Source organism: Deinococcus arboris, from assembly GCF_009755355.1.
In the GTDB taxonomy this organism is placed as follows: Bacteria; Deinococcota; Deinococci; order Deinococcales; family Deinococcaceae; genus Deinococcus; species Deinococcus betulae.
Map to the genome: position 1 here is coordinate 119,614 of NZ_WQLB01000010.1, position 13,180 is coordinate 132,793.

Annotated in this window: 6 protein-coding genes; all 6 read right to left on the bottom strand. The window is 68.0% G+C overall.

Translation table 11 applies throughout. The annotated features are described in order from the left end of the window. Window positions 1–91: 91 nt before the first annotated feature. Window positions 92–4,858 (bottom strand): DUF11 domain-containing protein, encoded by a 4,767-nt coding sequence (locus GO986_RS09815; protein ID WP_369409274.1) that lies wholly within the window; start codon window positions 4,856–4,858, stop codon window positions 92–94. Between the two features lie 2 nt (window positions 4,859–4,860). Then, window positions 4,861–7,662, bottom strand: coding sequence for a DUF11 domain-containing protein (locus tag GO986_RS09820; protein WP_157459110.1), 2,802 nt, complete (start codon window positions 7,660–7,662; stop codon window positions 4,861–4,863). Between the two features lie 174 nt (window positions 7,663–7,836). Continuing rightward, window positions 7,837–10,146, bottom strand: coding sequence for a beta strand repeat-containing protein (locus tag GO986_RS09825; RefSeq protein WP_232337707.1), 2,310 nt, complete (start codon window positions 10,144–10,146; stop codon window positions 7,837–7,839). A 22-nt stretch (window positions 10,147–10,168) separates the two neighbouring features. Continuing rightward, a complete protein-coding gene (locus tag GO986_RS09830) occupies window positions 10,169–10,675 on the bottom strand; it encodes a hypothetical protein (protein WP_157459111.1) in 507 nt (168 codons plus the stop codon). A 572-nt stretch (window positions 10,676–11,247) separates the two neighbouring features. Then, complete coding sequence (locus tag GO986_RS09835; protein WP_157459112.1) at window positions 11,248–12,078, bottom strand: isoprenyl transferase; 831 nt, start codon at window positions 12,076–12,078, stop codon at window positions 11,248–11,250. 372 nt (window positions 12,079–12,450) lie between these two features. Continuing rightward, the coding region (locus GO986_RS22580; RefSeq protein WP_369409275.1) for an SMP-30/gluconolactonase/LRE family protein at window positions 12,451–13,180 on the bottom strand (730 nt) is incomplete at its 5' end.

Sequence of the window (13,180 nt, forward strand, 5' to 3'; positions counted from 1 at the left end):
TGGTAGTGGTCTGAGCGGCCGCCTGACCACCAACAACCAAGCCCAAGCCAGTCAAAGCGGCCAGCACTCTTTGTTTTGAAAACAGGCCCATTTACTTCTCCCCTCCCAGGGTCTCGTCCAGTGTCAGGTCAAGGCGCAGGTAAGCCCCCTGCTTGGTGTACGCGTTGCCCAGGCCAGTGAACCCAGCCGGATTGTACCCAGCGGTAATCCAGGTGCCGGGCAGCGCGCGGAACGACGCTTCCAGGCCGTAGCCGTACTGCGTGCTGCCGCTGCCCGGCTGCGTCAGGGCGCGGCCCCAGGCGCCAACACCAATGCGGTCGGTGACGTAGTAGGTGGCGCCCAGGCCCAGCTGCGCGGTAAAGCTGCCGCTATCGCTCAGCAGGGTGCGGGTGTCCAGGCCGGCGCGCACAGCCCAGGTGGGCTGGCGGTATTCGGCGGCGAGGTTGCTGCTCAGTTCTGGCTGGCCGCCGGCCAGGCTGCCGCTGACATAGCGGACGGTCCCCAGGCTGTTGAAGGTGCGGTTGCGGTAGGCGTAGCCGATGGCCGCGCGCAGGCCGCTCTTGCCCGCCCCGAACTCGCCCAGGCCGTCGGCGCTGAGGGTCAGGTGGTCGCTGAGTTGCCCCGAGACACCGCCGCGCAGCACCACGCCAAACTGGCCGCCCTTCAGGGTCAGGTCCGTGCCGGTGCTGGCGGTCAGGCGGTCGGTCTTGTACAGCAGGTCGGCGCCGGCCGTCAGTTCAGCCGCGCGGGTGCTCACGTCGTACAGGGCGCTGCCGCGCACACCGGCCGTCAGCCGGTCGGTCAGAGGCAGGCTGGTGCTCACGCCAAAGCGGGCGCGGTTGCCCTGGCCGCCGGCCGTGGGCAGGTCGTAGGCCACCTGATAGTTGGTGTTGCCCACCGTGCTGCTCAGCGACAGGGCGGCGCGCTGGCCGGTGTTCCAGTTGATCTCGTCGGTCAGGCCCACACTCAGGGTGTCGCTCAGGGCGTACTTGGTGGTCACGGTGGTGACGGGGTCCAGGTTGCCACTCAGGGGCTGCACGTGCGTGATGTCTACGTCAATGGGCGCCTGGTGGTAACCGGCACTCAGGACCGCCCCCAGACCGCTCTGGGTGCCGAATGCCGCCCGCAGGCCGGCCCCCACACTGAAGGGGTTCGGGCGGTAGTCGGCGCGCGCCGTCACGCTGCCGCCCTGCGTGCTGGCCGTGCGGGTGTAATCGGCCTGCACGTTGGCACTCAGCTGCTCGGTCAGGCGGGTGTCCACGCTGGCGCTGACGTTCAGGCCCGGCGTCAGGGGCGCGAGGCCCTGATACTGCCCGTCCTGGTAGCGCACGCGGCCCTGCACAGTGGTCTGGCCCAGCTTCACGCCCAGGTCGGCGCTGGCCTGCAGGCCGCCCGAGTAGGCCACCAGACCGTCGGCGCTTACGGTGCCGTTGTCAAAGGTGGCGCGCGCGCCGGTAGTCACGCGGCCGTCCAGGCTGACGGCGGCCACGCCCACGCCGTAGCGCTCGGCGCTGTACTTGGCCTGCACGCCGTAGGCCAGGGTGCGGTTGGCCAGCGGGCTGTCCAGGCGGTAGCTGGCCAGCACGACCACGTTGTTCAGCTCGCCGTCCACGCGCTCCAGGGCGCGGGTCAGGGTGATGATGCCAGTGCGGGTGTCCAGCACGTAATCCACGTTGCGGGTCAGGGTGGTGCGGCGCAGCTCCTTGCCACTGCTCTCTTCCAGTGTCAGGACTTCCAGGGTCTCGCTGCCCAGAGCCACGCCGCCGCGCGACAGGCGCAGCAGGCGGGTGCCTTCAGGCGTGATGCGCTCGCCGGTAATCCGGTCACCAGGCACCAGGGCCGCAAAGCCGCTGACCTGCGCCGCGCCCTTGGTGCTCACGGTCAGGGCCGTCAGCTGCTCGCCCACGGGCAGCACGTCAATCGGCAGGGCGCTGCGGCGGTAGTCCGCGCGGAAGCTGGGGTGGTCGTAGCTGACGGCCACCGGGTCAATGCCCTGCAGCGGCGCCGACGCCACCGAGCTGTCGCCGTACAGCGAGAAGCGCTTGAGGGTGTCGTTGTCGGTGGGCAGGCCGCCGGTGTCAGCGGCCACGTACAGCTTGCCGCCGGCCAGGGCCCCCTCATAGGAGGCGCGCGCCTGAACGCTCAGGTCGTCGGCCAGGTTGAGGCTGCCGTCCAGGCCCAGGGTCGCGCTGACCACGCCCACGCCCACGCGGCTGCCGTCGGGGCGCACGTCGTAGCGGGTGGTCACGGCGCCCTGGCCCTGCGCGGCGGTCACGCTCAGGGTGGTGGGGGCGGCCTGCGGCTGCAGCACCAGTTCGCCCTCGCCGCCGCGCAGCGCCACCTGATAGCCGGCGGTCGCCGGGTCGGCGTCGGGGGTGCGGGGCTCCAGGCTGGTCGTCAGGGTGACCGTGTCCTGCTCAGTGAGATTGCCGGCGGCGTCCAGCGCGCGCACCTTCAGGCGCAGCGGGGTGCTGCCGTCGGCCGTCAGGGCCACCGGGGTCAGCTCAATCCGGGCCGTGGCCCCCACCAGCTGCACATCCACGGTGTCGCGGCCAGACTGGAGCGTGTTGGCCCCAGCGCGCAGCGGCACCCCCACAAAGGTCACGGTGCGGCTGCCGTCCTCGTTCGTGGCGACCTGGCCAACACGGTCCTCGCCCACGGGCTGCCCGTTGACCGTCAGGGTTGGCTCCTGGCCAGCAGGCACCTGCAGCACCACGTTGATGCGGTCACGAATGCGGATCAGGCTGCCCTGCAAAGGAAATTTGATGACGCCGGCATTCTCGGTGGCGGTGGCCGGCGCATTCAGAGGCTGGGCGGCGTTCAGGTCCGCCTCACTGAACTCGCCTTCCAGCACTTCCTGGCGCTCGCCGGCGTAGCGGGCCAGCAGCGCGGGGCGGCTCAGGGCGCCCAGCGGGCCACTGTGGGCCAGGTCGTAGGTAACCGTGCCGCGCCAGGCCGCCTCACCCTGGGTCAGGGCGCTCTGGGGAATCACCCAGTACAGCTGGCCGCTGGGGCCGCGCAGGGGGTCAGCCACTGGCTGCCCGTTCAGGCGCGCGCTGCCGGCCACAAAGGTGGCGCCTTCGGGCACGGCGTGCGCCACCACGACCTCACGGGTCTGGCGAGGCACGTCAAAGGGCAGGGTGACGGTGCTGGCCCGCCGCGCTTCGGGTGCGGGCTGGGGGGCAGCTGTGGGCACCGGGACCGGCTGGGGTGCCGGGGCCTGCGCGACCAGGGTGCCGCTCACGGTCTGGGTGGCGGCGCACTCGGGGCTGCGCAGCGAGGCGTCCAGGCGCGCCGTACCGGCCACGGTCACGCGGGCCCGGTAGCTCAGGGCGCGGGTCTCACCGGCGGCCAGCTCGCCGCTGAACGCCGTGCTGTCCAGCGCTTCCAGGCCGCCCAGGGCGGTGTCGGTCAGTGTGAACGGTACCGCCGAGGCGGCCGTGTTCGTCACGCGCAGGGTCACCGTGACTTCATCGCCCGGCGCGGCCGTGGGCAGCGGGTCGCGGCTCAGTTGCAGCGAGGTCGCGCTGGCCAGCACATTCAGGTCCAGCGTCTGCGCCTGGGCCCAGGGGGCCAGGCGAGCCGTGACGGTCAGGGGGCCCGCCTGGGTGGCGGTGGCGGTCAGGCGCAGCTCGCCGGGGCGGGCGGCGCTCAGGGTGCCCGCCAGGGTGTTCACGCCCTGCACGTTCAGGCCCGGCGTGTCCAGGGTCAGGTCCAGCGGCAGCTCGCCCGCAAACGCAGTCTGGGCACGGGCTGTCAGGGTCACGGTGTCGCCCACGCACACAGCTTGCTTGTCGGCCGTGAGGCTCAGGGCCACTTCGGGGCGCACCTGAATACGGGTTTCGCCGGTGCCGCCGCGCGGCACGGTCACGCTGGGGGCCGACACGCTGACCTGCGCGCCGGTCACCGGGTCGGGGGTCACAGGGTAGGTGCCGGCGGCCACCGTCTGCTCCAGGGTGCCCGGAATTGTCACAGAAGTCTGACCCACCAGGGCCGTCGTCTGGACGGGCTGGGTGCTGCCGGGCAACACCAGCTCGGCCGTCACCCGCAGCCGCCCGGTCTGGTCCACGCGCGCCACGCTCAGGGGCACGCCCTGACCGGCGCGGGTCAGCGAAAAGCCCACGGTGTTGCTGTACTGGCGGGCACTGGCGGGCTGGCGCAGTTCCACGGTGTAGTTGCCGGCCTGCGCGGGCAGCGGCAGGTCGCTGAAACTCAGGTCAGCGCTGACCTGCAGGGGCGTCACGTTGCCGCTGGCGTCGCGCAGCTGCGCTTCCAGTTCGCTGGGGCCGTCACCGTCGTACAGGCGCAGCACATGGCCGCCCTGGCCGTCCACACTGACGTTCAGGGCCGGCACCCACTCGCGCGAGTGCACGTTGACGCTCAGGCGCTCGGCGCTCAGGGCCGCGCTCACGCCAGCCAGGCGCACGGCGAAGGTGTTCTTGCCGTTGCCGCTGGTCACTGCACGCAGGCGGTACTGGCCCGCCGGCAGGTCCTGGTCCAGCAGGGTTTCCCAGGCGTGCTCGCCGGGGGCAAAGCTGCGGCTCAGGACAGTCTGGCCACTGGCATTCAGGAGGCTAAAGGTCGTGGTGACCTGGCTCTGGTTGGCGTCGTACTGCTCGTCGCCGTAGTAGTTGTCGCTGCGGTAGTCGCCCTGGTCCACGCGGGGGCTGTACAGCTCCAGGCGCACGCGGCCCGCCACCTGAACCTCCAGGTTCAGGTTCTGGTCGCCCACCGTCCACATGAGGCGGTCGCCCACCGTGGTGAGCGGCAGACTGGTGCTGATGTCCTGTGCGGCGCCGTGTCCGGCCGCCAGCAGAGCGGTCAGAAGAGCAGCGAGGCACTTGGGGGTTGATTTCACGCTTAGTACCTCCAGCTCAGCGACGGATCGGTGGTGGCCGCGCGCGGCTCGCCCGTCCAGTCGAAGCGGTAGGTGAGATTCAGTTCACCTGCGGCCAAGTTACCGCTGTAGGTATTGCGGCCTTCTTTCAGAACCGCGCCGTCTGGCAGGGGGTCCAGCAGGCTGACCGCCTCCAGGGCGCGGGGGCTGACCACGCGCAGGGTGACCACGTAGCCGCCCTCGACCACATACACCGCTTTTTCCACGCGCACGTCGCCCACGAGCAGCACGGTGCGGCGCAGAGCGTCAATGTCACCGCCCAGCGGCGCCAGCGGGAAGTCCACGCTGGTCAGGCCGCGCACGAACACTGTCTGGGTGCCGCTCAGTCCCCCGTCCTGCGGCACATGCAGCGGCGGATAGGGCGCCGAGGCCGGGTCCAGACGCAGCGCCTGGGTGCCGTAGGCCACGTTGGGGAACGAGTAGCGCCCACTCACATCGGTCAGCACCTGACGCCCGCCTGCCAGCAGCACGCGCGCGCCCTGCACCGGGGTGTCCAGCAGCGGGTCAAAGAGGCCGTTGCGGTTGCGGTCCACGAACACGGTGCCCAGCAGGTCTGCCAGCGGCGCAAACTTGAGGGGATTGAGTTTGGTCACAGCCGTGGCGCGGTTGCTGGCAATGGCGCGCGCCACACCGCCGGCCCCGGTGCCGCTGACCTGCACGGTGTTGACCAGCTGGCCGGTGGCCTCGGGGGTCACGCGGGTCTGGTAGGCGATGGTGACGGTGCGCCCGGCTGGCAGCTCGGCGACAGACCAGCGCAGCACGCCCCCCTCGATGGTCGGGTCGGCCAGCGGCTGCCCGTTAAGCAGGCTGGTGCCGGGGATGTACTCCAGGCCACGCGCCGGGGTATCGGTAATCACCGCGTTCACGATGGCCGTGGTGGCCGAGGCGTTGGTGATGTTCAGGGTGTAGGTCAGGCGGTCACCAAACCCGGCTTCCTGGGCACTCACGTCCTTACGGATCAGCAGCTGCGCCGTCCAGACGGGCGTCAGCACCTCGTTGCTGGGGAGGGGCGCGGTCAGTTCGGTGGTCACCAGGTTAAAGACGTTGCGCAGCGCCTCGCCGTCCACAGCGCGGGTGGACACCTGGGTGGTGACGGTCAGGGTGCGGGCTTCGCCGGGTTGCAGGGTACCCAGGGCCCAGGTGACCGTCTGCGCGCCGGGCTGGCCGCTGACCACGCCGCCGGCCGAGGCCTCCTTGAAGTCCACGTGGGCGGGAATGGGGTCGCTGACCACTGCGTTCGTGAGGGGCCGGGCGTAGGGGTTACGCATGGTCAGGGTGTAGGTGATCGTGTCGCCAGCCGCCACAGTGCCGCCGTCCGGCACCGTGACCACCTGGCCGCCTGTGCCCTGGGTGGTCGCCACGTACGACTTGCGCAGTTCGGGCAGGCCCGCTTCCACGGCCGCAATCTGGTCGCGGGTGGCGTTGCTCTCTCCCCGGTCCCCGGTGATGGTCACCAGCGCGTCCATGGGGCCCGCCTGCTGGGCGTCGTAGCACACCCGCACAAAGGCCGTCTGGCCGGGTTCCAGCACGAGCGGCTGCACCAGTGGCTGACCGTTCTCGCCCTGCACCTCGGCGCGCGCCGCGCCCTGGGGATAGGTGACCGTCAGGCGGAAGTTGTCGCGCACGTCCCCGGTGTTCTTGGCGGTGTGGTCAAAGCACACCAGCTGCCCCACCACCGCAAAGGGCTTTTGCTGGGCGTCGGCGGCGCTGCCCTCGGGGGCTTCGGGGTTGCCCACGGGGCCAATGGCCACGGCCGGCAGGTAGCGCACGTCGGCGCTGGCGCTGCCCGAGACTTCACGGCCACTCGTGCGGGCGGTGGCGGTATTGGGAATCACGCGGCCCTCGGCCTGTCCCGTGGCGAGCATCCGGAACGTCAGGGTGATGGCGGCATTGGGGGCCAGGCGCTCAACGCGCACGCGCACGCCGCGCACCGGCTGAACCTCCTGCTCGGTCCAGGTGGTGCCGTCGGTGGTGTATTCCAGAAGGCCCACGTTCGTGCGGGCGCTGCCGGGCACAAACACCAGGCCCAGGGCAATCTGGTCGGCCAGCAGGTCGGTCAGCACCACCTCGCGGCTCTCGCCCTGGCCACTGTTGCGGCTGGTCACCGTGACGGTGGTTTCGCTGCCGGGCCGCACCAGCGAGGGGCTGAAGGTCTTTTGCACACCCAGCACCGGGGGCGGCCCCACGCGCACCAGGCTGACGTTGTTGCTGTCGGTGCTCTCGCCGCCCGCGCAGGACGCCACGAGGTTGGCGTAGGCGTCCCCCTGGGCGTCGGCAGCGGGGCTGGTCTCGACCACCAGCAGCAGCGCGGCGCGTTCGTCAGGGGCCAGCGCCACGCTGGTAACGTCAGGCTCGGCCGCGTCGGGCTGGCCGTTGCCGTTCAGGTCGCGCACCACGCGCGCCGGCGGGGTCAGGGTGCTGGCCTGTTCAAAGCGGGCCAGCACGGGAAACTCGCCGGTGGTGTTGCCGGTATTGACCACGCTGTAGGTAAAGACCGCGCGTTCGCCGGGCAGCAGGTCAGCGCGCTGGCCAGGCTGGGCCACGGTGCCGTCGGGGGTCACGCTGACCGAGCACACCGCCTGCACCACAGTGCGCACCACGTTGGAGGTGGCCAGGCCACGGTCCTCTGGTACGGGCGGCACATATTCGGCCGTCGCCTGGTTCACGATTTCGGTGCCGGCTGGGGTGGCGGCCAGGGCCGGCGCGGCGGCGCTGAGAAGTCCAGTCAGGGCCAGCGTGGCAGACAGAAAGGGGGAGCGCTTCAAGGGGGGGTCTCCTTAGAGGGGGTGCAGGGGGAATCGGGGGGCGCACAAAAACGTGCCTGGTCAAAAAATAGGTCTGGTGTTCTGACGGGGCTGTGACAGAAAAAAGGGAGCAGGAAGGCGAGCAACGAAAAAGCCCCGGCGCGGCGCAGGCCACGCCGGGGCGCAGAAAGGGGCTTACTTAACCGTCACCACGAAGTCGGCGCTCAGGCTGGCGCCGGCGGCCAGGCTGTCGGGCTGGTTGTTGGCGTCGGCGTCCAGGGCAACGTCGATCACGGTGCCAGCCGCCAGGCCCGCAGCGGGGGCGGTGACGCTCCAGGCGCCGCCGTTGACGCGGTAGATCGTGCGGGTGGGCACGGGGTTCAGGGCCACACTGGCAAAGGTGGTGTTGGCCGGCACGGTGTCACGCAGGAAGAAGCCGGTCACAGCGCTGTTGTAGGTGTTCTTGCCGATGATGCGGTAGCTGATGTTCGCGCCGGGCTGGGCGCCGTTGGCCCCCGTGGCGGTGTACCCAGCGGGGTTGTCAATGCCGTTGGCGGGGTTGGTGGCGGCCGCCACACCGGCCTTGGCCACGAACTTGGCCACGTTCACGCTGCCGTTGGCCGAGACGCGCACAATGTCATTGTTGTCGGTCAGGACGATGGTGCTGTAGTTGGCCGTGGCCGTCTGCGACACCAGGTAGTCACCCGTGGCCGTGTTGGGCACAGTCTGAATGACCGCGTAGGGCTTGTACTCGGTGCCGGGGGCCAGCACCGGGGTAATGAACTTGTTGTAGTCCGGGCTGTTGGCGTCGTTGCTGACGCGGGGCAGAATGGTGCCGTCAGGGGCGTAGTAGCGCACTGGCACGACCGTGGCGGCGTTCGTGGTGGCGTCGATCAGGGTCACGCTGCCCACCAGGGTGTAGCTGTCGTTGTACTGCCCGTTGTTCACCACGTCCATGGAGAACACAGCCGTGCGGTCGCCGGTCGCGCCGCCGCCGTCCGGGCTGCTGACGCCGCCCGTCGCGCCGTTGGGGTTGACGGTCTGCACCGGGGTGGGGGTCGGCACGGTGCCCAGGGCCGCCGTCGCGTCACCAAACTGCATGGCGGGCGGCAGGATGATGTCGGTGGTGGTGCTGTTGGAAGTCACGTCGGCGTCTTTCAGCGAGTCGGCGCCCACCAGGACCGTGACGGCCGCCACAGGGTTGCTGTCGTCGGGGTCGGGGAAGGTCACTTCGGTGCGGTACACGGCCGTCTTGCCCGTGGGAATCGAGACCGTGGGGTACTGCGCCACCGTGGGGTTGTTGGGGTCGGTGGACACGGCGATGGGCGCGCCCGTGATGGGGTCCAGGAAGCGGATGCTCACGCCGGTGGTGGTGTTGGTAAAGACACCAGTGGCGGCGTTAAAGGTGAAGGCCGGGTCTACCGTGCCGTTGGCCAGTGCCGGGAACAGTTGCACGGTGTCGGTGGCGCCGCTGCGGTTGACCAGGTTGTTGGTAAAGGTGACCACGTCGGGGTTGTTGTTGGTGTCGGCGGTGGGGTAGGCAATCTGGGCGTCGCCGGCCACATTGGGGGTGATGGGCGTGCCGCCGGTCGTGGGGTCGCCGGCCGGCGTGGTGGGGTTGCGGTAGCCGGGCGTGGTCACGACTGGGGTGTTGTCGCCGGTCTTGCCCGTGGTCTCGGTGGGCACGTCCACGTTGGTGATGGGTGGCACTTTGCTGGGGTCGGTAATCGGGTTGCCGGCCGAATCCACGGGGTTCGAGGGCCCAGCGTTGGGCAGGTTGTCCAGGTTCGGCGCGAACACGCGGATGCGAACGAACTGGCGGTCGGTGTCCACGGCCTTGCCGTCTTCGTAGTTGGCGCTGCCGTTGGCGTAGCCGTTGCCGGGGGTGACCAGGGGATCGGCGCCCTGGGTGCCGGTCACAACGCCCTCGGGCGAGGCACCGAAGATGCTGTTCACGTTGATCTGCGCGGGGTCAGTGGGCAGAGTGACCACCTGAACGATCTTCACGATGCCTTCGTCCGTGCCGGTGGTGGCGGGATCGTCGGGGTTCAGGGTCACCGAGGTCAGCGGGGTGGCGTTGTCGGCCACGCCGTCGCCGTTGGCATCCAGGAAGTACTGCACCGTTTGTCCGGCGTTGGCTCCGGTGGCGTCGGCGGTGAGCGCCACGGTCAGGGCCACGTTGCCGTTGTTGACCACAGAGTAACTGGTCACCACGCGCTGGCCAGGCACGGCGCCCGTCACCTGCACGGTGGTGGTGGTGATGTCGTTCTGGGTGCCGCCGTCAGCGGTGCCGCCCGTGAACACGATGTCAAAGCCGGGCTTAGGCAGCACGACGGTGTTGACCGTGTTCGAGGTGCTGCTGATGGTGTTGGCGGTGTTCGCCGGGTCCTGGAAGCTGGCGCTGGCGGTGTTCTGAATGGTGGTGCCGGCGATGGTGCCAGCGGCGCTGGCGGTGCCGACCGAGAGAGCGGCCATTACAGCAAAGAGGGCAGTGCTTTTCTTCATGGGGTTCCTCCGGAACATAGGGTTACTTGACCTGAACGCGGTAGCCGAGCTTCAGCGTCTGGTTGGCAGGGAGTTCACGAACCGTCCAGCGAACGGTGGTGTATTCGCTGGGCTTCACTTCAACTTCTCTCTGGACCGTCTTGCCGTTTTCCGTGACGGTCACAGTCTTTTTCAGGGGCGCGGCCGCAAAGGTCTTTCCGCCGTCAATGGAGTATTCGGCGCGGGTGGTGTCCAGCCCCTGCTCGGGTGCCAGATACACCGTGTTCTTGGGAACAGGCAGCATGATGGGCAGGTTGACAATGGACTTTGTGGTGGTGTTGCGCGCGGTCACGACCTGGCTCAGCACGGCGCCGGGCAACACATTGCCGGGGTTGGGGGTCAGCTGCTCGGTGACCTTGCCACCAACCGTGACGTTCCGCACCAGACTCATGGTGAGGTTCAGGGTCACGGGCGACACGGTTTGCGCGGTCTGCGCGGCAGCAACGCCAGCGGCCACCAGAACCAGCGCAGTGAGCAAGGGGCGTTTCATCTCAGTCTCCTTCATAAACGGGCGGTTAATTCTGAGGGCCGGGAGTGCGCGGTGAGCACCGCCGCAACTGTCAAGGAGCGTAAATTTGGTCCTCTTACGCCCTGCTTACAGACAATTTGTAAGATTAAGATGACCAGGGGTCAACTGTGGGAAATGCTTCAGAGCTCTTTAATCTCAGCTTGAAACGCTTGAAAAAGACGCCCATTTCAGGCTTTTTATGCCTCTTCTTTCCCCCGTTGGGGGCATCTTTGGAGGGAGAAGGGCTTAAGAGCGCCCTGACCCTTGCGTGACCTTCAACTGGCCGAGGCGGCTAGAAGTCGGCAAGCAGCGAGGCCAGTTTTCGGGCCAGACTCTCCCCGGCGAAGAAGGTCTACCGGCCAGCCGTCGTAAAGACGCTGACGTGAGGACGGCACGTCAAGTGCTTCTGCTTTCTGATCAGTCTGAACAGAATCGTTGCAGAGGCAGATCACATTAGGGCTGCACCAGACGGGCAAATTTAGGTTTCTCTAGCTTCAGCTACTGATCGAACCAAGATTCTCCGCCACTCTTTTCGCGCCTCTTTAAGCTGATGCTCAGCGGCCGAAGCGGCGCTCGCGGCCCTGAAATTCTCGTAGAGCACGCAGAAAATCCATGCGGCGAAAGCCAGGCCAGTAAACATCACAGAAGTAATACTCGGAATACACGCTCTGCCACAGCATGAACCCGGACAGGCGAATCTCGCCGCTCGTGCGGATAATAAAGTCGGGGTCGGGGACATCGGCGGCGTACAGGTGGGCGCTGATGTCGCTGGGCTGCAGGGTGCGCGCCACCTCGTCCAGACTCAGCCCTGCCCGGGCCTGACGGTGCAGATGGATTTTGACGGCGTCCACGATTTCTTCACGGCCCCCGTAGCCCACGGCGATATTCAGGCGCATGCCGTCGTAGTCGGCTGTTTTCGCTTCCAGGTCTTGCAGCGCGGCCAGCACCTGCGGCGGAAAGCCCTCGTGCTGCCCAATGGCGCGCACCCGCACCCGGTTGGCATGAATGCGGGGGTCGGTGGCCAGGTTGCGCGCCTCTCGCTCCAGCAGCGACAGAATATGCGCCAGCTCGTTGGGGTCGCGGCTGGTGTTGTCGGTCGACAGTACCCAGATGGTCGCCGCCGGGATGCCCAGTTCCAGGCACCACTGCAAGACCTCATGCGCCTTGTCGGCGCCAAACGAGTGGCCCACTTCACGCTGAAGGCCACTAGCACGGGCAAAGCGGCGGTTGCCGTCCAGAATCAGCCCCAGGTGGCGGGGCAGGCGGCCGTGGGCCTGCACGTCGCGGCCCAGGCGCTGTTCGTACCCCCACACCAGGGCGCTGCGGGCCGCGTTTCTCGCCTTCTGAAGGGTACGGACAGCGAGTTGTGCAGCCTCGGACGACATATCGCGCCCAGTGTAGCGCCCACTGCGCCGCAGGCATCCGCCAAAAGAGGGCCCGGCAGCGCTAGAGACAGATAGTCTGGCCTCCCCCAACCAATTGTCACAGCTTTCTGACAAAAAACTATGCAGGAACCTCAAGCCCCTGCCAGATGTGGCCTGAATTGATCAGCCTTAAGCGTGACTCTGACTCATACGCCAACGACCACGTTGAACACGTTGTCAGAAAACTGTCAGAACAAAACCCAGAGCCGTCGAATGGCTCTGGGCGCTGAAATTGAAGGGGTGGTCAGGAGCAAGAGGGGCTGAGACTCGATAACACCCTCCGCAGACCTGGCCGGAATGCCTTCCCATTCCCAGGCCCACGGAAGACCGTTGTCAGAACTTCTTGAAGCGGGTGAGCTTGAAGGGCGTTTCTGGGGTGCCGCCCTGCAACTTGTCCAGCTGGCCCTGCACCACTACGGCGTCCGTGCCCATTGCCGCCAGGGTTGTGGGAAAGCGCAGGCCTGCCAGCGGCTCGTCCACCATCAGGGTGCCGGAGGTGTAGTCGGCGCTCAGCATCACCTTACTGACCACCTGATCCATATTGCGCGCCACATACAACGTGCGGCCGTCGAGCAGCAGCCCGTCGCCGTTATTCAGGCCACCCATCACCTTGCGAACGGCCTTGGTTTTCAGGTCAATACGCCACAGGTCGCCTGTGTTCAGCTGAACCGCCAATAGCGCGCGGCCATCTGGAGTCGCCACGATGCCGTTCAGGTTGATGCCCTTGCCGTACCGGATGGGCGTGGTATTCAGGTCCAGCCAGGGGGTCGCCCCCGCTGCGGTGACGCGCCACAGCACGGGCCGCCCGGAGTCGGTGACATACACCGCACCGTCGGGCCCTGCGGCCAGGTCATTCAGGTAGGCGTTGGGGTCGGGCGGTGTGGCGATGCTGGCCACCGGGGCGCCGTCACGACTGAGAACACTGACCACGCCGGTCGTGCCGCCCGCAATCCACAGTCGGCCCTGAGCATCCAGTTCCAGCCCGAGCGCGCTGCCCCGGCCCTGACTGCCTCCCTTCGAGAAGAGACTGACAGCGCCCGTGTTGGCATTGATGGCATAGATA